This is a genomic window from Janthinobacterium sp. KBS0711, assembly GCF_000988085.1.
In the GTDB taxonomy this organism is placed as follows: Bacteria; Pseudomonadota; Gammaproteobacteria; order Burkholderiales; family Burkholderiaceae_D; genus Janthinobacterium; species Janthinobacterium lividum_E.
In genome coordinates, this window is sequence record NZ_LBCO01000033.1 from 1,025,191 (window position 1) to 1,047,681 (window position 22,491).

Sequence of the window (22,491 nt, forward strand, 5' to 3'; positions counted from 1 at the left end):
GTAAAATAATTTACCAGTTGGCAAAAAGCTGATGTAATAATAGACAGGCCATCCCCAATGGCACAGATACACAAACGGCAAAGTATCCCAACCGTACAGGTCGAAAAACCACTACAGTTTTGTGCAAGGCAGCATAAGGAGCCACCGTGAAGCACAGCGACAGCACAGACGATGCCCCCGAGCAAGCCAGTGGCTGGCCCGTGCTGGACATCGACCGCCAGAAGAAGGGCGGCCTGGTCGAGCAGATCGTCATCGCCATCAGCGTCATGGTGGGCAGCCGCGCCCTGCGCATCGGCACGCGCATGCCGTCCGTGCGCCAGTTCGCCCGCTGCAATGGCGTGTCGACGTTTACCGTCGTCGAATCGTATGACCGCCTGGTCAACCTCGGCTTGCTGTCGTCGCGCCGCGGTTCCGGCTATTTCGTCGCGCGCCACGATATCGCCGCTACGCCACAAAGCACCGTACACGCGAGTCCCACCGCCATCGACGCCCTCACGCCCGATCTGTATTCGGGCGTGTCCGACGCCCTGCCCGTGGGTGCGGGCTGGCTGCCGCCCGAGATGTATGGCGAGGCGACCGTGCTCGACGCCGTGCGCCAGGCCATGCGCATACCCGCCAGCCGGCTGCGCGGCTATGGCCACCCGCTCGGTTTTCCCTCGCTGCGCCAGCACCTGGCCAGCAGCCTGTCGGAAGAGCTGTTCCAGGTGGAGCCGGACCAGGTCTTGCTGACGCACGGCGCCACGCATGCATTCGATCTGATCCTGCGCAGCCTGACCAAGCCGGGCGACACGGTGCTGGTGGAAGATCCCGGCTACAGCAATCTGCAGTCGCTGATACGCCACCACGGCTGCATACCCGTGGGCATTGCGCGCGGCGAGGCGGGTCTCGAGCTCGATGCGCTGGCCAGCGAGGCCGCGCGCACGCAGCCAAAACTGATGTTCGTCAACACGGTGCTGCAAAATCCGCTCGGCACATCCTTGAGCCAGGCGCAGACGCACCGCCTGCTGGCACTGGCCGAGCAATTCGATTTCTGGCTGGTGGAAGACGATATCTACCGCGAACTGGCGGCGCGCGGCGACGCATCGCTGGCGGCCATGGACGGCTTGCGCCGCGTGATCCGCGTGGGCAGTTTTTCCAAGACCTTGTCGCCCGTGCTGCGCGTGGGCTCGATCTGCGCCTCGCCATCGCTGGTGGCGGAACTGGTGCGCGTAAAAATGCTGGCGGGGCTGACGACGTCGGAAATCAACGAGCGCGCCGTCTACCACGCCATCTCCGCGCGGCCCTACAAGCGCATGGTGGAACGGCTGGTGGCGCAACTCGATGCAGCCCGCGAGCGCAGTATCGACTGCCTGGCGCAGGCGGGCATGGCGCCCGTGGCGCGGCCCCGCGGCGGCATGTTCGTCAGCGCCGGCTGGCCCGACGTGCAGACGCCGGAATGGAATGGCAAGATCATCGCCGACATGGCCTTGAAGGCGGGCATCCTGCTGTCGCCGAACGATTTTTTCATGCTGCGCGCGCCCGAGACGGTGTGGTTCCGCTTCAACGTGGCCTACACCGATACCCCCGTGCTGCAGGCATTCCTGCAATCGATCCGCCCACGCTAAAGAACCCGCCATGGCCAGCGACAAATCCCCTGCCCTTTCCGTGAAAAATGCCGGCGGCCGGCGCCTGCAAAACCGCGACCGTCTGGAAGCGGACATCCTCGAGCAAGCCGTGCGCGTGTTCGCGGAAAGCGGCTATGAAGGTGCATCGATCGCCACCATCGCCGAGCGGGCCGGCCTGTCGAAGCAGAACCTGATGTATTACTTCCCGTCCAAGCAGCTGCTGTACCAGCGCGTGCTCGACGACGTGCTCGACGACTGGCTGGCGCGCATGGACATGCTGGCCAATGCACACGACGAGCCGCGCGACGTGCTGCGCGCGTATATCGGCGCCAAGCTGCGCTTTTCGCGCGAACAGCCATGGGCTTCGCGCGTGTATGCGCTGGAAGTGATCAATGGCGCTCCCCTGTACGGCGCGCAGATACGCGAAAGAGTCGTGCCCCTGCTGCGCAAGGATATCGCCGTCTTCGAAGCGTGGATCGCGGCCGGCAGGATCGCGCCCGTCAACGCCACGCACCTGATGTTCGCCATCTGGGCCATGACGCAATCGTATGCGGATTTTTCAGCGCAGATGGCCCTGGTGCTGGAACGCAAGCAGCTCACGCGCAAGGATTACGAGGATGCGGAAACCCTGATCGCGCACATGGTGCTGGCGGCCGTGTCCATGCCGCCGGCAGGCGAAAAAAAACCGCCTTGAAAGGCGGTTTCCTGAACAGCGCAAACGTTACGCTGCCGTCTTGCTCTTGCGGCGGCGCGCCATGAAGCCAACCAGGCCCAGGCCGGCCAGCAGCATCGCATAGGTTTCCGGTTCCGGCACGGCCGACACATAACCGGCCACGTTGGTGGCGTTGAAATAATGGTTGGCGTTGACCTGGATGTTCGAGGCCCAGTTACCCACCACCACGCTGCCATTGATCTGGCCATTGCCGCCGGCCAGGGTCGCCAGCGGCGCCAGGACGCTGCCGTACAGGCCCACGCCGTTCAAGGTGATCGTCTTCGCTTCATAGAAGTTGTACAGCACATTGTATTTGCTGAAATCGCCATAGCCGCCGGACAGGTTCACATTCGTGCCGCTGATATTGAGGATCAGGGTGTCGTTCGTGTGCAGGTTGCTGAACTTGAAGTTGTTCACCCCACCCAGGGCTGCGGAAGTCAGGTCGAACACTTGCACGCTGCCCGTGCCACCCTTCAGGGTCATGCCGCCGTAAGCCACGGAGTTGCTGCCCGTGGCCGCCACTTTGGCCAGCGAGGTCGACGTATTTTTCAGCTGTGCCGAGGTGGAGGCAAACGATACGGGCGACGCCGTCGTCTTGTTCGCCGTGTTCAGGCCCACGCTGCTCGTCGTCGTGCTGCCGCCCACAAAGTAATTGCCGTTCTTGATCGAACCGGAGCTGTAGTTCAGGTTGCCGCCGACCACCAGCGCATAGCCCGTATTGCCGTGCGTGACGTAGGCGTCCTTGTTCTTGTCATTGACCGAATAGTTCGATGCCGTCAAATTACCGGCCACCAGCACGCCGCCTTCGACATCGCTGCCGGACGCGCTGAAGTTGCTCAAGGAATACAAATTGGCGCCACCGATGCCCAAATCGACAACACCGGCTTGCGCGGCGCCGGCGGCGAACACGGCCGACAGAACGAGAACGAATGATGATTTAGGCATGATTGACATTTTATTTCCAAAAAGAAAATTAACTTGACGCCAGAATATCATATCCATCGACTTTGATATGTCGCAAATCAACAACTTTTGTAACAATAATGCAAACATAATTGCATAATTGAAATCATTCCTCTATCGCTGCCCGGGGAACGTTCAAACCATCCGGATGACGCTTTGAACAGACGGGCAAACAGCTGTCTGTTCTGCACTTTCAATATTGCTTAGAAGCGCAGCCAACTTGGTGATACGATCGCGGCAGCGCCAGACCAGGCCGGCCCACAGAGTACGAAATCATAAGGATGAAGCACGCATGAAACGATTGTCCCTAGGCGCACTGATGCTGGCATATGCCTGCGGCGCGCACGCCGATGTGTTTAACATGATCGACAACCAGCCCCTCAGCGAAACCTGGCTCAACGCGGGCTTTTATTCGTATCACTTTCAGCGCGACAAAGACCTGAACGACAGCAATCCGGGCCTGGGCGCCGAATACCGCTTTTCCACGGTCGCCTCGGTCACGGCTGGCCGCTTCTACAATAGCGACCGCGCCTACTCGAACTACCTGGGCGTGTACTACCAGCCGATCAAGGTGGGCCCGCTGCGCATCGGCGCCGTCGTTGGCGGCTTCAGCGGCTATCCGAAGATGCGCGATGGCGGCTGGTTCCCGGCCCTGGTCCCCACCATCAGCTATGAATACCAGCGCGTGGGCGTGAACATCGCCATCGTGCCGTCCTACAAGGACCGCCTGTATGGCGCCCTCAGTTTCCAGCTGAAACTCAAGGTGTTCGACTAACCGCTTGTCCCTGTCTATGGCCGTTCGGTCCGTCATTCCTGCCATTCGTCGCATACGCGATACCTGGCAGCACCGTTTTGCCTATAGTGGCTTCATCGCCAGCATGCATACGGCAGCGGCAACCACACGACAGGAGAACAGCATGAAAGACATCAATTCGGCACCGGGCAGCACTTCCTTCAGCGCTTTCTGGAACGAGCTGTGCGCTTACACGCGCCAGGGCATGGCTGCCTTGCGCGCCATGCCCTGGCCCATGCTGCTGGCGTGCTGCCTGGGCCTGGCGTTCGTGATCACCATCTTGCCGCTGGCCATCATGCTGTTTGCCCTCGTCATGCTGCTGAAATGGGCAAGCAACAGCGACGATGCCGGTACAGACGAGAAAGCCTCGGGCTCGCAGCAGTCGCCGCAATAAAAATTTGCGTCGTGGCAAGAGTGCAATGATGGTTCTATGGCACTATGGACGGGAGCAGCACTGACGGGCGTCAAACCCATCCCACGGGATGGTCTTAATACGGAACGCCACGCAGTATCCATGATCGAAGCTACTCCCCCATAGCCATAGGAGTTTTCTGATGACCACGACAGCAAAAGCGACAGCAGCGACGACCATTCCCTGCCTGCGCTATCGCGACGCGCCCGCCGCCATCGAGTGGCTATGCAAGGCGCTCGGTTTTGAAAAACAATTGATCGTGCCTGACGGCAACGGTGGCGTCGCTCATGCGCAGCTGAGCTTTGGCAATGGCATGGTCATGGTGGCGCCCGCCATCGACAGCGACTATGGCCGCCTGATGAAACTGCCTGGCGACATCGGCGGCGCCAACACGCAAAGCTGCTACCTGGTCGTCAGCGATGCCGATGCCGTCTACCGCAGCGCGCGCGAAGCCGGCGCCGAGATCGTGCTCGACATCAAGGATGAAGATTACGGCGGACGGGGCTTTACCTGCCGCGACCCGGAAGGCCATATCTGGAGCCTGGGTACCTACGATCCATGGTAAAACGGAGAACAATGATTATCAGCACCCTCACCGCCGCCAGCCTTGCGCTGATCGGCGGTTTCCTGTCCGCTCCCGTCCTCGTCGACGAACACCTCAACCGCATCCATCCCCCGTCCGGCAAGGCGCCATCGGCAGCCACTGTGGCCCTGCACCAGAGCCTGTGGATCGCCGACCTGCACGCGGACAGCCTGCTGTGGCAACGCAACCTGAACCGCGACAGCCAGCGCGGGCATGTCGACTTCCCTCGCCTGCAGCGCGCCAACGTGGCGCTGCAAGCCTTTTCCGTCGTCACCAAGACGCCGCGCAAGATGAATATCGAACGCAATGGCAGCGACACGGACAACATCACGGCGCTCGTGGTGGCGCAAGGCTTGCCGCCCGCCACTTGGAACAGCCTGCTGGCGCGCGCCACCTACCAGGCCGACGAGCTGCGCCAGCAAGCGGCCAGGAGCGATGGCAAGGTCCGCGTCATCGGCAGCCGCGCCCAGTTGCGCAGCTTCATCGCCGCGCGCGAAAAAGACCCAGCCTTGCTGGCCGGCTGGCTGACTCTGGAAGGCGCGCATGCGCTGGAAGGCAAGCTGGACAATCTCGATACCTTGTACCGGGCCGGCTACCGCATGGCCGCGCCCACGCATTTCTTCGACACGGAAATCTCCGGCTCCCAGCATGGCTTGAGGAAAGGCGGCTTGACGCCGCTGGGCAAGCAATGGCTGCGCGCCATGGAGCAGCGCAAGATGATCGTCGACCTGGCGCACGCGTCGCCGGCCACCATCGACGACGTGCTGACGATGGCGAAACGCCCCGTGATGGTGTCGCACACGGGCGTGCGCGGCACGTGCGCCAACGGTCGCAACCTGAGCGACGGACAACTGAAACGCATCGCGGCCCAAGGTGGCCTGGTGGGCATCGGTTTCTGGAATACGGCCGTCTGCGGCAAGGACGTGGCGTCCATCGCGCGCGCCATCAAGTACACGGTCAAACTGATCGGCGCCGAACACGTGGCCTATGGTTCGGACTTCGATGGCGCCGTCACCACGGCCATCGATGCGACGGGCTTGCCGCGCTTGACGCAGGCGCTGCTCGACGCGGGCCTGTCGGAAGCGCAGATCCGCCGCGTGGCCGGTGAAAACGTGCGCGATTTCTTGCTGCAAAACCTGCCGGACGATGACGCCTAAGCCAAGGCGCTGATCAAGTCCTGGCTCGTCACCTGGCGCGGCCGGATGCGTATCAGCTTGCGGTACAGCGGCGGCATCGACTCGCACAGCGCCAGCAGCGCGTCTTCCTCCATGGCCGGACGCACGTACTGGAACTGCGCAGGATTATTCTCCGGCAGCGCTCCCTCCATCGTGGAGCCGTAGGCGCCCAGGGTCATGAAACTGGCGGCGCCGTCGTCCGGGCCGATGGCCAGCACGAAGGTGCCGTGCTTGGAATGGCCCAGATAGCTCTTGATGTCTTCCTGCAGCGCGGGCTGGGCGCCAGCCATCAATTCATAGCGCAATTGCGCGTACTGGCGCGTGCATTCCATGAACGGCGTGCGGATGACCGATTGCGACAATTTTCCCGGCATGCATAGCAGCAGGTTGCCGAAGGAGTCGAGCAAGGCGGCAGCGTCGCCCTGCCCGCCATCGCGCACATCCTGCTCCATGGCCGCCTGCAGGAAGGGCGCCAGGCCCGCATCGGGCGCATGCGGTTCACAACGGTAAGTCAGGGCGTCCGGATAGCGGCGGCGCAGGGCGCGCACCACGGCATGCTCGGACGGCAAGGTGGCGGGATCGCGCAGGGGCACGTCGTCGCCCGCGTTCAGCAGCTGCATCACCTGCGCCGATGTCGACTCGAACACGAGCGAACACAGTGCCTGCGTCGCCTCGTGGATGCTCTTGCCGATGAAAAAAGATTTGGGTGCGGGGCCGGAAGGCAGGCGCGCATATTCGGTTGCGCCGCGCACGGCCGGGTAGCAAAAGCTGCGGCCGGCCTGCGCCCGCAGCGGCGCCGGCAAGGCCGTGAACGTGGCGCTGCCATCGTAATTGATGCCGGCCTTGACGTCGGGCGCGGCCACCACCACGTTAAAACCGGCCGCCAGAATCGCCCCCGTGCACATGCAGCACGGGTCGAGCGAGGTGACGATGGTCAGTTCCCCCGGCGGCGGCAAGGGCACGCCCTTGGCACGCTCGGCGAAGTACCAGTCCACCAGCTGGCGCTCGCCATGCGCCGTGGGGTCGAACACCAGGCCCTGGCGCACGACGTTGTTGTGCATCGATTGCAGCACGTTGCCGGCGCCGTCGAGCAGCACGCCGCCCACGCCGAACGTGCCCTGCGTCTTGGCCGCCATGGCTTCGGCCGCGGCAATCGCCACGGCGGCCTGGATGTCTATCGTCTTGTTCAAGCGGATCCTGTTACTTCATGTCCAGGTCGGAATTGCCGAAGCCGTGCGGCAGCAGCCAGCCCGCCGTCACTTCCATGACATCGTTTTTCAGGTTCGTCAGGATGACCGGCAAATCGGCGCCGCCCATCTCGAATATCACCTGGCGGCAGGCGCCGCATGGAGAGATCGGTTCAGCCGTGTCGCCCGTCACCGCCAGCTTGGCGAAGTCGCCCGGTTTGCAGCCATGCGCGATGGCGCTGAAAAACGCCGTGCGCTCGGCGCAGTTGCACAGGCCATACGCAGCGTTTTCCACGTTACAGCCACGGAAGACGCGGCCATCCTTGCACAGCAGCGCCGCGCCTACCTTGAAACGCGAGTATGGCGCGTAGGCCAGCTCACGGCCGGCATTGGCTTCGGCGATCAGTTCTTGGTTGTTCATTTTTTCTGTCATACCTTTGAAATCATTAAGGCCGGGGTCAGCCCCTCAACACCGCCAACGCATAGCTCGGCGCCATCGCAGACGGGGGTCTGACCCCAGTTGTAAACTACGGACGAATGGTACGGTAAATCACGGGATTGGCCGTCAACGCCACCGCGCTGATGGCATACGCTTCCTGGATTTCCCTGACGGCTTGCTGCGCCGCCGCTTCCGTGCGCGCGTGCACCATGGCCAGCGGCTGGCCCACGGCCACTTGCTCGCCCAGACCCACCAGGTCCGTCAGGCCGACGGCGAAGTCGATGCTGTCCGTCGGACGGCGGCGGCCACCGCCCAGGGCCACGACGGCCAGGCCGATGGCGCGGCAATCGCGCACGTTGGCAAAACCGGCCGACAGCGCTGGCGCAGGCACGATGAATGGCGCTGTTTCCAGGTGCTTGTCCGGATGTTCGACCAAGTCGGCCGGGCCGCCCAAGGCGGAAACCATGCGAGAGAATCGTTCGGCCGCTTCACCCGAATCGAGGGCCGCCGTCAATTTCACGCGCGCCTCCTCTTCGGTGGCGGCCAGGCCGCCCAGCACCAGCATCTCGGCGCACAGCGCCAGGGTCACTTCATGCAGGCGCGCGGGACGCGAACGGCCCGTCAGGTAATCCATGGCGCCGCGCACTTCCAGCGCATTGCCCGCGTACGGCGCCAGCGACTCGTTCATGTCCGTCAGAATGGCCGACGTCTGCATGCCCGCGCCATTGCCGACGGTGACGATGCTCTCGGCCAGCTCCACCGATTTGTCATAGGTCGGCATGAAGGCGCCCGTGCCCACTTTCACGTCCATCACCAGCGCGTCCAGGCCGGCCGACAGTTTCTTCGACAGGATGGAGCCGGTGATCATGGCCACCGATTCCACCGTGGCGGTGACGTCGCGGATGCTGTAGAAGCGCTTGTCGGCCGGCGCCAGCTGCGCCGTCTGGCCGATGATGGCCACGCCGATATCCTGCACCACCTTGCGGAACAGTGCATTGTCCGGCACCGTGCAATAGCCTGGAATGGCGTCGAACTTGTCGAGCGTGCCGCCCGTGTGGCCCAGGCCGCGGCCCGAGATCATCGGCACGTAGCCGCCGCACGCGGCGACCATGGGGCCCAGCAGCAGGGAGACCACGTCGCCCACGCCGCCCGTCGAATGCTTGTCGACGATGGGGCCAGGCAGATTCAGCGAACGCCAGTCCAGCACGTGGCCGGAATCGCGCATGGCCAGGGTGAACGCCACGCGCTCGTCCATGTTCATGTCGTTGAAATAGACAGCCATGCCCAGCGCCGCGATCTGGCCTTCGCTGACGCTGCCGTCAGTGATGCCACGCACGAAAAACTGGATTTCCTCGGCGCTCAATACGCCCTTGTCGCGCTTCTTGCGAATGATTTCCTGGGTTAAAAACATGAATTAACTCCGATCATAATAAATTTGGGGTCAGTCCCTACGGTTCTGACCCCAGCTTTGCAACGCTAGTTAGCTATCAGACGCCGTAAGGAATCCACACGTTTTTCACTTGCGACGCATGCGCCAGCACGGCGCGGCCACCGCTTTGCGCGGCGCTGTACCAGTCGCGGCCCTTGGCGCCACCGACCCAGGTGCGTTTCAGAGTGCCGGCCGACAGGCGCTCGACTTCCGCGCAACCTTCCGCCGAGCCGTCATGGCGCCAGACGGCGTCGATATCGGCGTGCGTGGCCAGCGTGCGCGCCAGTTCATCGGCGTTGCCGCTGATGATGTTGACGACGCCACCCGGCAAGTCGGACGTATCGAACACCTGGTACAGGTCCAGCGCGGAGAGCGGATGCGCTTCCGATGGCACCACCACCACGCGGTTGCCCAGCGCGATTGCCGGCGCCACGAGCGAAATGAAGCCGAGCAATGGCGCTTCATTCGGGCAGACGATGCCGATCACGCCGACCGCTTCGTTCAGCGCCACGGTGATGCCCTTGGCTGGCGGCTGGTGCGCCAGGCCATCGTATTTGTCGGCCCAGGCGGCGTAGTAGAACAGGCGTTCGATCGATGCCTGCACTTCCTTCTCGGGATTTTTACTGCCCGTCATGGCGGCGATGCGGGCAGCGAATTCGTCGGCGCGCGCTGCCAGGTTTTCGGCGATGTAGTACAGCACTTGCGCGCGGTTGTGCGCCGTGGCGCTGGTCCAGCCAGACGCTTTATGGGCCGCTTCGACGGCGTTGCGGATGTCCTTGCGGCTGCCCACGCCCACTTCGGCCAGCAGGGCGCCATTCGCGCCAAATACGGGCGCGCTGTAGGCGCTGTCAGGGCGCGCCTGCTTGCCGCCGATGTACATCTTGGCCGTGCGGTCGATGGCGAACGGATCGGCTGGCGCCGGCTTCACGTTGGCCTTGGCTTTCGCTTCCACCACCGGCAAGGCCGGACGCGCATCTTCGGCCAGGGCCGTCATGTATTCCAGCATGCCTTCGCGGCCGCCTTCACGGCCGAAGCCCGATTCGCGGTAGCCGCCGAAGCCGCACGCCGCATCGAACTGGTTGGCGCTGTTGATCCACACCACGCCAGCCTTGATGGCGGGAGCGATATCGAGGGCCAGGCTGATCGACTCGGTCCACACGCTGGCGGCCAGGCCGTACACCGTGTTGTTCGCCAGCTGCACCGCTTCGGGCGGCGTGCGGAAGCTCATCGCCACCAGCACGGGACCGAAGATTTCAGCCTGCGCCACGGCGGCCGAGGTCGACGCGCCCGTGATCAGGGTCGGCGGGAACCACGAACCGTCGGCCGGCAATTCGCACGCCGGTTGCCACACGTCGCAGCCTTCGGCGCGGGCCGAATCGACGAGCGCGGCGATGCGCTGGCGTTGCACGGGATCGACCAGCGCGCCCACGTCCATCGATTTGTCCAGCGGCGAGCCGAGGCGCAGGTTTTCCATGCGGGCGCGCACCTTGTTCAGGAAGCGCTCCTGGATGGACTCCTGCACCAGCAGGCGCGAACCGGCGCAGCACACTTGCCCCTGGTTGAACCAGATCGAGTCGACCAAGCCTTCCACGGCGCCATCGAGGTCCGCGTCTTCAAAGACGATGAACGGCGACTTGCCGCCCAGTTCGAGGGACAGCTTCTTGCCGCTGCCGGCCGTCGCTTCACGAATGAGGCGGCCCACTTCCGTGGACCCCGTAAACGCGATCTTGTCGACGCCAGGATGGTTGACGATGGCCGAGCCCACTCTGCCGTCGCCGGTGACGATGTTGACGACGCCAGCCGGCACGCCGGCCTGCACGCACAATTCGGCGAACAGCATGGCGGTCAGCGACGTGAATTCAGCCGGCTTGAAGACGACCGTGTTACCGGCCGCCAGGGCCGGGGCGATTTTCCACGACAGCATCAGCAGCGGGAAATTCCAGGGCACGATCTGGCCCACCACGCCCACGGCGCGGTAGTCGGCGAATTCTTCCGACTGCAGCTGCGCCCAGCCGGCGTGATGATAGAAGTGACGCGCAGCCAGCGGCAAGTCGATATCGCGCGTTTCGCGGATGGTCTTGCCGTTGTCCAGGGTTTCCAGCACGGCGAACAGGCGCGAGTGCTTTTGCAGCAAACGGGCCAGCGCGTACATGACTTTCGCGCGGCCGTGACCGCCCATGCCCTGCCATACAGGCAGCGCGCGGCGCGCCGCTTCGACGGCCCGCTCCACGTCGGCGTCAGTGGCTTGCGTCAGTTCGGCCAACTGCGTGCCGTCGGCAGGGTTGGTCGAGGCGAACAGCTCCGCCGGCGCGCTCCAGGCATTGTCGATGAACAAACCGAATGTGCGCTGGTGGCCATCGAGCCACGCCTGCGCTTCTTTTTGACTTTCGGGAGCAGGGCCGTAGTCCATAGTATTGAGAATCTCGTTAATTGTTGGCATGACGATTGTTCTTTAAGGTTGTGCGTGACGATGATTGGCCGAGTAGCTGCCGGTGACGTAGTGCTCGAGCTGGCGCTCGATGTCGGTCAGCAGGCTGGAAGCGCCGATGCGGAACAGGTGCGGCTGCAGCCATTCGTTGCCCAGTTCTTCCTTCATCAGGGTCAGGTATTGCAGCGCGCTCTTGGCCGAGCTGACGCCGCCGGCCGGCTTGAAGCCCACCTGGAAGCCCGTCTGCTCGTGGTATTCGCGGATCGTGCGCACCATCGTCAGGGCCACGGGAATGGTGGCGTTCACGCCCTCTTTACCGGTGGAGGTCTTGATGAAATCGGCGCCTGCCATCATACAGACCCACGACGCCTTGGCCACGTTTTCCATGGTCAGCAAGTCGCCCGTGGCAAGAATCGCCTTCACGTGCGCTTCGCCGCACGCCTTGCGGTAAGCAAGCATTTCGTCGTACAGCACTTGCCAGTTGCCATTCAGGACGTGCTGGCGCGTGATGACGATATCGATCTCGGAAGCGCCGGCGGCGACGGACAGTTCGATCTCGCGCAGCTTCGTTTCCATGCTCGTCAGGCCGGCCGGGAAACCCGTCGACACGGCCGCGATGGGCAAGCGGCCCTGGATGACTTTCACGGCCGGCTGGATCATCTCGTGGTACACGCACACGGCGCCGGTGCTCAGTTCAGTCAGGCCCAGTGCGTCCATCAGGTCGGCGCGCAGCGGGCGCATGGCCTTCATGCACAGGCGTTCGACTCTGCCCGGCGTATCGTCGCCACCCAGGGTGGTCAGGTCGATCATCTGGATGGCTTTCACCAGCCAGGCGGCCTGGTATTCCTTTTTCACGGTGCGGCGGTTCGCCAGGCTGGCCGCGCGGCGGTCTGTCGCGGCGCGGTTGACGCGGATCTGGTTGATCCAGCCCAGGTCGAGGCCAACGGCCTCGTTACGCTTGAATTCGGGGTGCATGAGTGTCATAACAAGCTGGTTCCATTAGCAAGTGGTGGTACGCCAAGGTGCTTGGCGAGGGTTTGGCCAATATCGGAGAAGGTCTCGGAAATACCCAGTGCGCGCGGGGTGACGCCGGGACCGAAGAAGATCATCGGAATGTGTTCGCGGGTGTGGTCGGAGCCGTGCCAGGTGGGGTCGCAGCCATGGTCGGCGGTGATCACGACCAGGTCGCCTTCCTTGAGCTTGGCCATGAATTCCGGCAGGCGCGCATCCATTTCACGCAGTGCGTCGGCATAGCCTTCGACGTTGCGGCGGTGGCCGAACGCCTGGTCGAAATCGACGAAGTTCACGAAGGTGAGCGACTTGTCCTGCACTTCATCGGCCGTCTTCAACAGCGCTTCGAACAGCGCCATGTTGTCGACGCCCTTGACGACGCGCGAGATGCCCTGGGTGGCGAAAATGTCGCTGATCTTGCCCAGGCCGACGACTTCGCCGCCCGCATTCTTGACGTGGTCGAGCAGGGTCGGCGCGGGTGGCGCGACGGCGTAGTCGTGGCGATTACTAGTGCGCGTGTAGTTGCCATTGCTGCCCGTGAACGGGCGGGCGATGACGCGGCCGATGTTGTACGGCTCGACCAGCTTGAAGGCCATTTCGCACACTTCGTACAGGCGTTCGAGGCCGAACGATTCTTCGTGCGCCGCGATCTGCATCACCGAGTCGCCCGAGGTGTAGATAATCAGCTTGCCGGTGGCGACGTGCTCGTCGCCATGCTTGTTGATGATGTCCGTGCCAGAGGCATGGCAGTCGCCGAGGAAGCCCGGCACGCCGGACATGGCCTTGAGCTTGTCGGTCAGGTCGGCCGGGAACGATGGCGTGGTGCGGGGAAAATATCCCCAGTCGAATTCGACGGGCACGCCGGCGATTTCCCAGTGGCCGCTCTGGGTGTCCTTGCCGGTGGAGCGCTCGCGCGCCGCGCCGTAGGCACCGGTGAAACCGTCGCGCTGGTCGAAGCCCGTGGCCCATTCGCCGCTGGCCAGGTGCGCCGCGGCGCCCAGGCCCAGGCGTTCCATGTTCGGGAGTTTCAAGGTCTTGCCGCTTTTGGCGACAGTGCTGGCAATGTGGCCAAAGGTATTGGCACCTGCGTCGCCATACTTGGCGGCGTCTGGCGTCGCGCCAAGGCCGAAGGAATCAAGCAGGAGGATAAATGCGCGTGACATGATAAGGCTCGCTTTATGGAGTGATGCGAAGATGATGCGAACAGTGTAGGCCGGATTTTCCCGGCCTGCCGCGCGGCAGCGCCGCCAAGTGGCGCGCCGCTACTGCGTCAAGAAAAGTGCTTAGGCTTGCGGTTTGGTGGCGACGGTGGCCAGGAAGGCCAGGATCAGCTTGACCAGGTCTTTCGCGCCGATGGCCGCGTATTTCAGGGTTTGCTCGTGCGACAGGGCGAATGGCGACATGCCTTCGGCCAGGTTGGTAATCACCGACACGCCCACCACTTTCAGGTCGCAATGACGGGCCGACACCACTTCCGGCACCACGGACATGCCGACCGTGTCGGCGCCCAGGCGGGCCATCATGCGGATTTCGGCGGCCGTCTCGAAGTTCGGACCAGGGTAGGCGACGAACACGCCTTCGTGCAGGGTGATGCCGTTCGAAGCAGCCGTTTCCTTGACCAGATTGCGCAGGTCCGCATCGTAGGCATTGGCCATGCTGAAAAAGCGCGGGCCGAAGCGGTCGTCGTTCGGGCCGACCATCGGCGTGCCTGGCAGCAGGTTGATATGGTCGCTGATGGCCACCAGGCTGCCGGCGTCCACTTCAGGGCGCAGGGAACCGGCCGCGTTGGTGACGAACAGCATTTCGCAGCCCAGCAGTTTCAAGGTGCGGATGGCGCTCGTCATCACGCCCATGCCATAGCCTTCGTAGAAGTGGCCACGGCCCTTCATGCAGACGACGGCGACGCCCGACAGGGTGCCGATCACCAGTTCGCCGGCATGGCCGTGCACGGTGCTGATCGGGAAGCCTGGCAATTCGTCAAAGCTGATGCTGACGGCGTCCGTCATCTGCTCGGCCAACACACCCAGGCCGGAGCCGAGGATCATCGCCACGCGCGGCTTGAAATTTTCAGGAGCGCGGGCACGGATGATTTCGGCGGCGTGGAAAGGGGTGTTGTTCGACATGGTTATCCTCTGATTGACTATTGATGATGGGTTGCTGCCTGCGCGACGGTGTACGAAAAGTATCGCCCAGGTATCGGGTATGTATGGTGTTACAGGTATATCGAAATGCGTATTGGTTCTATTTGCCGCCACTATGCATCAAACGGAATATGTATGGCAAATACCATTTTTCTTGCCCATTTATACAATTCAAATATAAATGGCCGATATTATAGTCGAGGCAAGCCCAGGCCCGCCATCCCCGGAAAATGCGTGCATACAAGCTCCATACGAAGGTTTTTCGCATGCACTTGACACGAGCTTGACACCGACAAGACAAATGTTTACAGTTCCAGACAAATGTTTAAACCTCAGCGAAAACCCAGTGACCGATACCAATAAAAAAGACCAGCTGTACACGCTGATCCGCAACAACCCCTTCATCTCGCAGCAAGACCTGGCGAGCGAGCTGGGCTTGTCGCGCTCGGCCGTCGCCGGCCACATCGCCGGATTGATCCGCGAGCGCCGCCTGCTGGGACGCGCCTATGTGCTGCCCGACAGCCGTCCCGTGCTGTGCATAGGCGCAGCCAACCTCGACCGCAAGATGCGCACCCTGGCGACCTTGCAGATGGGCACCTCGAATCCCGTGCGTTCGGAAGAAGTATTTGGCGGCGTGGGCCGCAACATCGCGGAAAACCTGGCCCGCTTGTCGATCCCCGTGGCCCTGCTGACGGCGCTGGGCGACGATGCGGCCGGCCACGCGCTGCAGACGCACGCGGAAGACGCGGGCATCGACATGCGCGGCAGCTTGCATCTGAGCAACACCAGCAGCGGCACTTACACGGCCGTGCTCGACGAACATGGCGAAATGCTGCTGGCGATGGCCAACATGCAACTGTACGAACAGCTGACGCCAGCCTTTCTGCACAGCCGCCAGCCGCAGCGCGCCGCAGCCGCCCTCACCGTCTGCGACCTGAACCTGGGCCACGACAGCGTGCAGGCACTGCTGGCCGACGCGCGCCAGGACGCGGCCCACGCGACGCCGCTCGTCATCGTCGCCGTCTCGCAGCCGAAGATGGCGCACCTGCCGCAAGACCTGTCAGGCTTGCACTTGCTGATACTCAACCGGGGCGAACTGGAAACGCGCGTGGCGCGGGCCTTGCCCACGGCAGCCGACCTGCGCGCCGCCTGCCGCGAAGTGCAGCGCCAGGGCGCGCGCCAGGTGATCGTCACCTGCGGTAGCGAAGGCGTGTACTTCACGGATGGCGACAATCTTGATGCGCCCATCGTCCACCTGGCCGCGCGCGAAGTGGACGCCGTCGACGTGACGGGCGCCGGCGACGCTTTTTCCGCCGCCGTCTGCTGGTCGCTGTACCACGACAGCAGCGATTTGAAACTGGCCTGCCGGCGCGGCCTGAAGCTGGCCGCCATGACCCTGGAATCGGCGGCCACCGTCTCCCCCCAGATTTCCGCCGGCGCACTCGACAACATTGACGACGCCGACCTGGCGCCGCCCCCCCCTACCCTCTTTCAACAGGACTGAACCATGACCCAATTACAGAATTTCCTCTTGTTCTCGCAAGAAGTGCTCGACGCGCGCGCCGCCGGCAAGGCCATCGTGGCGCTGGAATCGACCATCATTTCGCACGGCATGCCGTATCCGCAAAACGTGGAAATGGCGCGCGAAGTGGAACAGATCATCCGTGACGGCGGCGCCGTACCGGCCACCATCGCCATCATCGATGGAAAAATCTGCGTGGGCCTGTCGCCCGAACAGCTGGAACTGCTGGGTACCTCGCCCGACGCCATGAAGGTCAGCCGCCGCGACCTGCCGTTCGTGCTGTCGCAAGGCAAGCTGGGCGCCACCACCGTGGCCGCCACCATGATCTGCGCGGAACTGGCCGGTATTGCCGTGTTCGTCACGGGCGGCATCGGCGGCGTGCACCGTGGCGCGGAAACGAGCTTCGACATTTCCGCCGACTTGCAGGAACTGGCGCAAACGTCGGTGGCCGTCGTCTGCGCGGGCGTCAAATCCATCCTCGACATCGGCCTGACCCTGGAATACCTGGAAACCCATGGCGTACCCGTCATCAGCGTGGGCCAGGAAGGATTCCCCGCCTTCTTCACGCGCGAAAGCGGCTTCAAGGCCGATTTCCGCCTCGATACGGCCGCCGAACAGGCCGCCTTCATCGGCACCAAGTGGCAACTGGGTTTAAAGGGCGGCGTGGTCGTCAGCAACCCCGTGCCGGCCGCGCAAGCGATGCCCAAGGAAGAAATCGATGCCATCACTGCGCAAGCGCTGCAGGAAGCGGACGCGGGTGGCGTAAAGGGCAAGCAAGTCACGCCATTCCTGCTGTCGCGCATCAAACAGCTGACGGATGGCCGCAGCCTGGCAACGAATATCGCGCTGGTCAAGCACAATGCGCAAGTCGGCACGGCGCTGGCCATTGCCATGCAGGCGGTCGTGGCACGATAATAGGACTGCTGTAAAGAAAGCGCGCGCACCTTCACGGGTCCGCGCGCCGTTCCATCGCCTAGCAACACGCAACGCCAAGGAAAGCATGTCCATCGATCTGAAACAGTTAAAGTATTTTCTTGCCGTTGCCGAGGAGAAAAGCTTCAGCCGCGCCGCCGAGCGCCTGCATATCTCGCAGCCGCCTCTGAGCCAGCAGATCATGAAACTGGAAAGCGAACTGGGCGTGCGCCTGTTTGCGCGCACCACGCGTACCTTCGAGCTGACCGTGGCGGGCAAGGCGCTGATGAACGAGGCGGCCGACCTGCTGGCCAAGATGCGTATGACCATCGACACCATCCGCCAGATCGACCGCGGCGAAGTGGGCCGCTTGCGCGTGGGCATAGTCGGCTCGGCCATGTGGGGCCCCATCCCCAGCCTGCTGGAAGAATTCCAGACCAAATTTCCCCGCGTCACCTGGACCATCCATGAATTCGGCCCCACGGTGCAATACGAAGCCTTGCGCGCCAAGCAGATCGACGTAGGCTTCTGGCGCGAACCCAAGCTCAACGACGACGACTTGCGTCACGACAATCTACGCCAGGAACTGTGCTTCCGCGAAAACGTCTGCGTGGCCGTCAATGAACACCATCCGCTGGCGAAAAACACGTCCATCGAACTGATCGACATCGCCGAAGAGCCGATGCTGACCCTGAACCTCGACAAATCCGCGTTTCCCCGCTACCTGGTGCAATGCTGCATCAACGCCGGTTTCGAACCCGTGATTTTCCAGGAAGCGAGCGAACCGCAAACCCTGCTGGCCATGGTGGGCGCGGGCCTGGGCGTGACCCTGGTGCCGGAAACGACAAGCCGCATCGGCTGGCCCGGCGTCGTGTTTCTGCCCATCAAGACCAATCCGCCATCAGCGAATCTGTACATCAGCTACACGACGCTGGACGACGCCCCCGTCGTGCGGGCCTTCCTGAATATCCTCAATCCCCCGGCTGCCTGAAACGCGAACAAAACCTACTGCGCGTCGCGGGTCGCGGCCTCCGATGCTCACTCTGCATTCGCACAGCTCCGCTTCTCGACCACAACTCACTGCCGCTCGCTACGGTTTTGTTATGCGTTCTTAAAACCTATTTATATGCAGTGCATATAAATACATAAACAAAAACGTATTTGTCATACATATCTGGCATGATGCATAGTGATTCGGACGCCCATCGCGGCGCCGGTCCCGTGCTTGCCCTGCCCGTCCACTGACGGCGCATCCCAGCCCGCTCCGGCAGCCCTATTCGATGTTGTACCTATAAAAGAGACGGGGTGCGACTGTTGCATGAGCATCACACTGACGAGATGAAAGCAGACGAGGTCAGCAATGATCTTGTGCAATACAGTGCAATGTTAATAAGGAATTATCACCTCGTGCATCAAAAACAGGCTAAATCGACCCCAAATTATATGTTTCACCTATAAAAAATATACAATATCGATCTTCCAGGAGCCAATTCATGAAACTTACACAATTTAGTTTGACGATCGCAGCCGTATTTCTGACTGCTCAAGCGTCCGCGGCTACCCCAAAACTGGGTGTCGTGTATGACGCGGGCGGCAAGTTCGACAAGTCGTTCAACCAATCCGCTTTCGAAGGCGCATCGCGCTTCAAAAAAGACACGGGCATTTCCTTCATCGAAGTACAGGCATCGAGCGATACGCAAGCCGAACAAGTCATGCGTGGCCTGGCCCGCAAGAAACTCGACATGATCGCCGCCATCGGCTTTGCGCAAACACAAGCCGTGCAAAAGGTCGCCAAGGAATTTCCGAACGTGAAATTCGTGCTGATCGATGGCCAGGCCGCCGGCAGCAACGTCAATTCCGTCGTCTTCAAGGAAGAAGAAGGCTCCTACCTGGTGGGCGTGGCTGCGGCCATGGCCAGCAAGAGCAAGAAAGTCGGCTTCATCGGCGGCATCGATATTCCCCTGATTCGCAACTTCGCCTGCGGCTACGCGCAAGGCGCGAAGGCCGTCAATCCGAAAACGGAAATCACGCAAAACATGGTCGGCACCACGTCCGGCGCCTGGAATGACCCGGCCAAGGGTGGCGAACTGGCCCGCTCGCAATTCGAGCGCGGCGTCGATGTCGTCTTCGCCGTCGCAGGCGGCAGCGGCATGGGCACGCTGCAAATGGCCAAGGAAAAAGGCAAGCTGGCCATCGGCGTCGATTCGAACCAAAATCACCTGTATCCAGGCAGCATCCTGACCTCGATGGTCAAGCGCGTCGACAACACGGTCTATGACAGCTTCATGCAAGTCAAGAACGGCACCTGGAAGGGCGGCGTCAGCTATAAAGGCTTGAAAGAAGGCGGCGTGGATTGGGCTCTCGATGAGAACAACCGCAAGCTGATTACGCCGGAAATCGAAAAGCGCGTGTTGGGTGCGCGTAAGGACATTATCGATGGCAAGATCAAAGTGATCGATTACCGCGTCGGCAGCAGCTGCCCGGTTTAATTTTTCTCCGTATCTTTTAGCGCGCCGCCGGGGCCAGTCTCCGCGCGGCGCGTTTCCATGAAACTATCCAGTTATGAACCTATGCAGCCAGCAGTAGAATTTCGCAGCATTTCCAAGCATTTTGGACATGTGAAGGCGAACGCCGACGTCAGCTTCTCCATCGCCAAGGGCAGTATCCATGGCCTGGTGGGGGAAAATGGCGCCGGCAAATCGACCTTGATGAGCATCCTGTACGGGTATTACCGTGCCGACGGCGGAGAAATCCTGCTCGACGGGAAAGTACAGCCGATCCGCAACAGCCAGGAAGCGATCAACCTCGGCATCGGCATGGTGCACCAGCACTTCATGCTGGTCGAGAACTTCACCGTCCTCGACAATATCATGCTGGGCACGGAAGGCGGTTTTCGCCTGGCCAGCCACCGCACGGAAGCGGAAGCGAAATTGCGCGAGATTTGCGCGCGCTACCGCCTCGACGTCGACCCGCTGGCGAAGATCGAAGACCTGTCCGTCGGCGCGCAGCAGCGCGTGGAAATCCTCAAGCAGATTTACCGCAGCGCCAATATCCTGATCCTCGACGAGCCGACGGCCGTGCTGACGGCCCAGGAAACAGCCTCGCTGTTTGAAATCCTGCGCCTGTTCAAGGAGCAAGGCAAGACCATCATCCTGATCACGCACAAGCTGCAAGAGATCCTGGAAATCACCGACAACGTCACCGTCATGCGCGGCGGCACGGTGGTCGGCGCCGTGGCGACCGCCGGCACCTCGAAAGAGGAACTGGCCAACATGATGGTCGGCCGCCCCATCCAGAGCCATTTGCCCCGTGCACCGTACAATCCGGGCGCCATGGTGCTGGAAGTGGACGGTCTGCAACTGGCTGACGATCAGCAAGTCAAATTGCTGGCCGACATAGGTTTCAACTTGCGCGCCGGCGAAATCGTCGCCATCGCGGGGGTATCCGGCAATGGCCAGAGCGAGCTGCTGGAAATTCTGTCCGGCATGCGCCTGCCCACCTCGGGCAAACTGCATTTTCTCGACAAGGACTTGCCATTTGCCAAGCGCCACGATGCCGATGGCTTGCCGCTGGCCTTCCGTGAGCTGGGCATCGCCCACATTCCTGAAGACCGCTTGCGCGATGGCGTGGTAAAGAATTTCTCCGTCATGCAAAACACCATCCTCGGTTACCAGGACCACCTGAAAAACCGCTGGGGCCTGTTCAACTTCAAGGCCATCGGCGCCCGCTGCGCGGAACTGCTGAAAACCTTCGACGTGCGTCCGGCCAATCCGGACTTGCGCATCGGCTTGCTGTCGGGCGGCAACCAGCAAAAGGTGGTGATCGCGCGCGAAGTACTGGCCAAGCCGAAACTGATGCTGGTGGGTCAGCCCACGCGCGGCGTCGACATCGGCACCATCGAAAGCATCCATACGCAATTGCTGGCCCTGCGCGACGCAGGCGTGGCGATCCTGCTGGTGTCCGTCGAACTGGAAGAAGTGCGGGCGCTGGCCGACCGCATCCTCGTCATGTGCGGCGGACGCATCACCGGCGAACTGAAAATTGAAGAATTCGATACCACCCGCATCGGTCTGTTGATGGGGGGAATGCATAAATCATGAATAACGACTTGCCACGCTGGGCGACAGCCTTTGTCATGCCCATGTTAAACCTGCTGTCGGCCTTGCTGGTCGCGGCCTTGGTGATTTATATGCTGGGCGAAGACCCGGCCGAATCGCTGTCCATCCTCGTCCACAGCGCCATCCTCAATCCGGAAGGCTTGAGCTACACCCTGTTCTACGCCAGCACCTTCATTTTCACGGGCCTGTCGGTCTCCGTGGCGATGCAGGCCGGCCTGTTCAATATCGGTTCCGAAGGCCAGATGTATATCGGCGGCCTGGGCCTTACTGTCGCCATGCTGGCCTTCGATCAGACCCTGCCCGCCTGGCTATTGATACCGGCAGCCATGATCGGTGCGGCCCTGTTCGGCGCGCTGTGGGGTTTCCTGCCCGGCTACCTGCAAGCCAAGCGCGGCAGCCACATCGTCGTGACCACCATCATGTTCAACTTCATCGCCGCCAGCCTGATGAACTTCATTATCGTGAAGTATCTGATTCCGCCGGGCGAGCAGAACACGGCCAGCCGCGTGTTTGCGGAAAGCGGCGAAATGCCGCGCTTAAGTACCTGGTTCCCGTCCTTGGGCGACACGCCGCTGAACATCAGTTTCCTGTTAGCAATCGCCGCGCTGGTCATCTACGGCGTCATGGTCTGGCGCTCGTCGTGGGGCTTCAAGCTGCGCGCCACGGGCTTGAACAAGCATGCGGCCCACTATGCGGGCGTGTCGATCAGCAAGATGATCATCATCGTCATGCTGATCTCGGGCGCGCTGGCGGGCCTGGGTTCCGTCAATTCCATCATGGGTTCGACGCATTATTTGTCGCTGAACTTCGTCGGCGGCGCCGGTTTCATCGGCATCGCCATCGCCCTGATGGGCCGCCAGCATCCGGTCGGCATCTTCCTGTCGGCCGTGCTGTTCGGCGCGCTGATCCAGGGCGGTTTCGACCTGTCGCTGGAAAAACCGAATATCCCGACCGAAACGTTCATTTTCATCCAGGGCTTGATCATCCTGTTCTGCGGCGCCATGGAAAACTTCTACGCACCGGCCATTTCCGCCCTGCTCAAGCGCACCAAAGGCTAACACC

The 22,491-nt window shown here is 62.1% G+C and carries 20 protein-coding genes; 12 read left to right on the forward strand and 8 right to left on the reverse strand.

What is annotated here, in order from left to right; translation table 11 throughout:
* Positions 1–146: 146 nt before the first annotated feature.
* Both VM94_RS23095 and VM94_RS23100 read left to right on the forward strand, forming a co-directional pair.
* A complete protein-coding gene (locus VM94_RS23095; protein WP_046685474.1) occupies positions 147–1,604 on the forward strand; it encodes an aminotransferase-like domain-containing protein in 1,458 nt (485 codons plus the stop codon).
* Between the two features lie 10 nt (positions 1,605–1,614).
* Positions 1,615–2,298 carry a TetR/AcrR family transcriptional regulator gene (locus tag VM94_RS23100; RefSeq protein ID WP_046685475.1) on the forward strand — a complete coding sequence of 228 codons (684 nt, stop codon included), beginning with the start codon at positions 1,615–1,617 and terminating at the stop codon, positions 2,296–2,298.
* Positions 2,299–2,325: 27 nt separating this feature from the next.
* Here VM94_RS23100 and VM94_RS23105 read toward each other — a convergent pair whose 3' ends face one another.
* The gene (locus tag VM94_RS23105) at positions 2,326–3,261 is read right to left on the reverse strand and encodes a choice-of-anchor A family protein (protein ID WP_046685659.1); all 936 of its coding nucleotides are present in this window, start codon (positions 3,259–3,261) and stop codon (positions 2,326–2,328) included.
* Positions 3,262–3,571: 310 nt separating this feature from the next.
* On the opposite strand from VM94_RS23105, the gene VM94_RS23110 reads away from it, so the two are divergent.
* The 4 genes from VM94_RS23110 (at position 3,572) to VM94_RS23125 (ending at position 6,224) form a co-directional block, all read left to right on the forward strand.
* Positions 3,572–4,054 (forward strand): hypothetical protein, encoded by a 483-nt coding sequence (locus VM94_RS23110; RefSeq protein WP_046685476.1) that lies wholly within the window; start codon positions 3,572–3,574, stop codon positions 4,052–4,054.
* 142 nt (positions 4,055–4,196) lie between these two features.
* The gene (locus VM94_RS23115; RefSeq protein ID WP_046685477.1) at positions 4,197–4,466 is read left to right on the forward strand and encodes a hypothetical protein; all 270 of its coding nucleotides are present in this window, start codon (positions 4,197–4,199) and stop codon (positions 4,464–4,466) included.
* Positions 4,467–4,626: 160 nt separating this feature from the next.
* Positions 4,627–5,049, forward strand: a complete 423-nt coding sequence (locus tag VM94_RS23120; protein WP_034754561.1) for a VOC family protein — start codon at positions 4,627–4,629, stop codon at positions 5,047–5,049.
* 11 nt (positions 5,050–5,060) lie between these two features.
* Entirely contained in the window at positions 5,061–6,224 is a 1,164-nt protein-coding gene (locus VM94_RS23125) for a dipeptidase (protein WP_138828919.1), read from the forward strand.
* On the opposite strand, the gene VM94_RS23130 is transcribed toward VM94_RS23125, so the two are convergent.
* From VM94_RS23130 to xapA, 7 genes are all read right to left on the reverse strand, one after another.
* On the reverse strand, positions 6,221–7,438 hold the full coding sequence (locus VM94_RS23130) for a nucleoside deaminase (protein ID WP_185982141.1): 1,218 nt from the start codon (positions 7,436–7,438) through the stop codon (positions 6,221–6,223). The two genes, VM94_RS23125 and VM94_RS23130, sit on opposite strands and share 4 nt — an antisense overlap.
* Positions 7,439–7,442: 4 nt before the next feature.
* Entirely contained in the window at positions 7,443–7,850 is a 408-nt protein-coding gene (locus tag VM94_RS23135; protein WP_034754695.1) for a cytidine deaminase, read from the reverse strand.
* Positions 7,851–7,956: 106 nt separating this feature from the next.
* Positions 7,957–9,279 carry a thymidine phosphorylase gene (gene deoA / locus VM94_RS23140; protein ID WP_046685479.1) on the reverse strand — a complete coding sequence of 441 codons (1,323 nt, stop codon included), beginning with the start codon at positions 9,277–9,279 and terminating at the stop codon, positions 7,957–7,959.
* Positions 9,280–9,355: 76 nt separating this feature from the next.
* A complete protein-coding gene (locus tag VM94_RS23145; RefSeq protein WP_409929559.1) occupies positions 9,356–11,737 on the reverse strand; it encodes an aldehyde dehydrogenase family protein in 2,382 nt (793 codons plus the stop codon).
* Between the two features lie 12 nt (positions 11,738–11,749).
* Positions 11,750–12,709: a deoxyribose-phosphate aldolase gene (gene deoC, locus VM94_RS23150; RefSeq protein ID WP_046685481.1), complete on the reverse strand. Its 960-nt coding sequence runs from the start codon at positions 12,707–12,709 to the stop codon at positions 11,750–11,752.
* Entirely contained in the window at positions 12,706–13,899 is a 1,194-nt protein-coding gene (locus VM94_RS23155; protein WP_046685482.1) for a phosphopentomutase, read from the reverse strand. The genes deoC and VM94_RS23155 overlap by 4 nt, the downstream gene beginning before the upstream one ends.
* A gap of 120 nt (positions 13,900–14,019) precedes the next feature.
* The gene (gene xapA, locus VM94_RS23160) at positions 14,020–14,859 is read right to left on the reverse strand and encodes a xanthosine phosphorylase (RefSeq protein WP_046685483.1); all 840 of its coding nucleotides are present in this window, start codon (positions 14,857–14,859) and stop codon (positions 14,020–14,022) included.
* A gap of 364 nt (positions 14,860–15,223) precedes the next feature.
* Between xapA and VM94_RS23165 the strand changes: the two genes are divergently transcribed.
* From VM94_RS23165 to VM94_RS23195, 6 genes are all read left to right on the forward strand, one after another.
* On the forward strand, positions 15,224–16,381 hold the full coding sequence (locus VM94_RS23165) for a carbohydrate kinase (protein ID WP_046685661.1): 1,158 nt from the start codon (positions 15,224–15,226) through the stop codon (positions 16,379–16,381).
* Between the two features lie 3 nt (positions 16,382–16,384).
* Complete coding sequence (locus VM94_RS23170; RefSeq protein WP_046685484.1) at positions 16,385–17,314, forward strand: pseudouridine-5'-phosphate glycosidase; 930 nt, start codon at positions 16,385–16,387, stop codon at positions 17,312–17,314.
* Between the two features lie 85 nt (positions 17,315–17,399).
* Entirely contained in the window at positions 17,400–18,302 is a 903-nt protein-coding gene (locus VM94_RS23175) for a LysR family transcriptional regulator (protein WP_034754538.1), read from the forward strand.
* A gap of 502 nt (positions 18,303–18,804) precedes the next feature.
* The gene (locus VM94_RS23185; RefSeq protein ID WP_046685486.1) at positions 18,805–19,800 is read left to right on the forward strand and encodes a BMP family lipoprotein; all 996 of its coding nucleotides are present in this window, start codon (positions 18,805–18,807) and stop codon (positions 19,798–19,800) included.
* An 81-nt stretch (positions 19,801–19,881) separates the two neighbouring features.
* Positions 19,882–21,411, forward strand: a complete 1,530-nt coding sequence (locus VM94_RS23190; RefSeq protein ID WP_046685487.1) for an ABC transporter ATP-binding protein — start codon at positions 19,882–19,884, stop codon at positions 21,409–21,411.
* The gene (locus VM94_RS23195; RefSeq protein ID WP_046685488.1) at positions 21,408–22,487 is read left to right on the forward strand and encodes an ABC transporter permease; all 1,080 of its coding nucleotides are present in this window, start codon (positions 21,408–21,410) and stop codon (positions 22,485–22,487) included. Before VM94_RS23190 ends, VM94_RS23195 begins: the two co-directional genes overlap by 4 nt.
* The last annotated feature ends 4 nt before the right edge of the window (positions 22,488–22,491 follow it).

Excerpts from the sequence above, each read along its gene's own strand:
- deoC (WP_046685481.1), bottom strand. The coding sequence starts at position 12,709 with ATGACACTCATGCACCCCGAATTCAAGCGTAACGAGGCCGTTGGCCTC.
- VM94_RS23120 (WP_034754561.1), top strand. The coding sequence starts at position 4,627 with ATGACCACGACAGCAAAAGCGACAGCAGCGACGACCATTCCCTGCCTG.
- VM94_RS23195 (WP_046685488.1), top strand. The coding sequence starts at position 21,408 with ATGAATAACGACTTGCCACGCTGGGCGACAGCCTTTGTCATGCCCATG.
- VM94_RS23145 (WP_409929559.1), bottom strand. The coding sequence starts at position 11,737 with ATGCCAACAATTAACGAGATTCTCAATACTATGGACTACGGCCCTGCT.
- VM94_RS23110 (WP_046685476.1), top strand. The coding sequence starts at position 3,572 with ATGAAACGATTGTCCCTAGGCGCACTGATGCTGGCATATGCCTGCGGC.
- VM94_RS23190 (WP_046685487.1), top strand. The coding sequence starts at position 19,882 with ATGCAGCCAGCAGTAGAATTTCGCAGCATTTCCAAGCATTTTGGACAT.
- VM94_RS23125 (WP_138828919.1), top strand. The coding sequence starts at position 5,061 with ATGATTATCAGCACCCTCACCGCCGCCAGCCTTGCGCTGATCGGCGGT.
- VM94_RS23135 (WP_034754695.1), bottom strand. The coding sequence starts at position 7,850 with ATGAACAACCAAGAACTGATCGCCGAAGCCAATGCCGGCCGTGAGCTG.
- deoA (WP_046685479.1), bottom strand. The coding sequence starts at position 9,279 with ATGTTTTTAACCCAGGAAATCATTCGCAAGAAGCGCGACAAGGGCGTA.
- VM94_RS23175 (WP_034754538.1), top strand. The coding sequence starts at position 17,400 with ATGTCCATCGATCTGAAACAGTTAAAGTATTTTCTTGCCGTTGCCGAG.
- xapA (WP_046685483.1), bottom strand. The coding sequence starts at position 14,859 with ATGTCGAACAACACCCCTTTCCACGCCGCCGAAATCATCCGTGCCCGC.
- VM94_RS23115 (WP_046685477.1), top strand. The coding sequence starts at position 4,197 with ATGAAAGACATCAATTCGGCACCGGGCAGCACTTCCTTCAGCGCTTTC.
- VM94_RS23170 (WP_046685484.1), top strand. The coding sequence starts at position 16,385 with ATGACCCAATTACAGAATTTCCTCTTGTTCTCGCAAGAAGTGCTCGAC.
- VM94_RS23185 (WP_046685486.1), top strand. The coding sequence starts at position 18,805 with ATGAAACTTACACAATTTAGTTTGACGATCGCAGCCGTATTTCTGACT.
- VM94_RS23155 (WP_046685482.1), bottom strand. The coding sequence starts at position 13,899 with ATGTCACGCGCATTTATCCTCCTGCTTGATTCCTTCGGCCTTGGCGCG.
- VM94_RS23105 (WP_046685659.1), bottom strand. The coding sequence starts at position 3,261 with ATGCCTAAATCATCATTCGTTCTCGTTCTGTCGGCCGTGTTCGCCGCC.
- VM94_RS23100 (WP_046685475.1), top strand. The coding sequence starts at position 1,615 with ATGGCCAGCGACAAATCCCCTGCCCTTTCCGTGAAAAATGCCGGCGGC.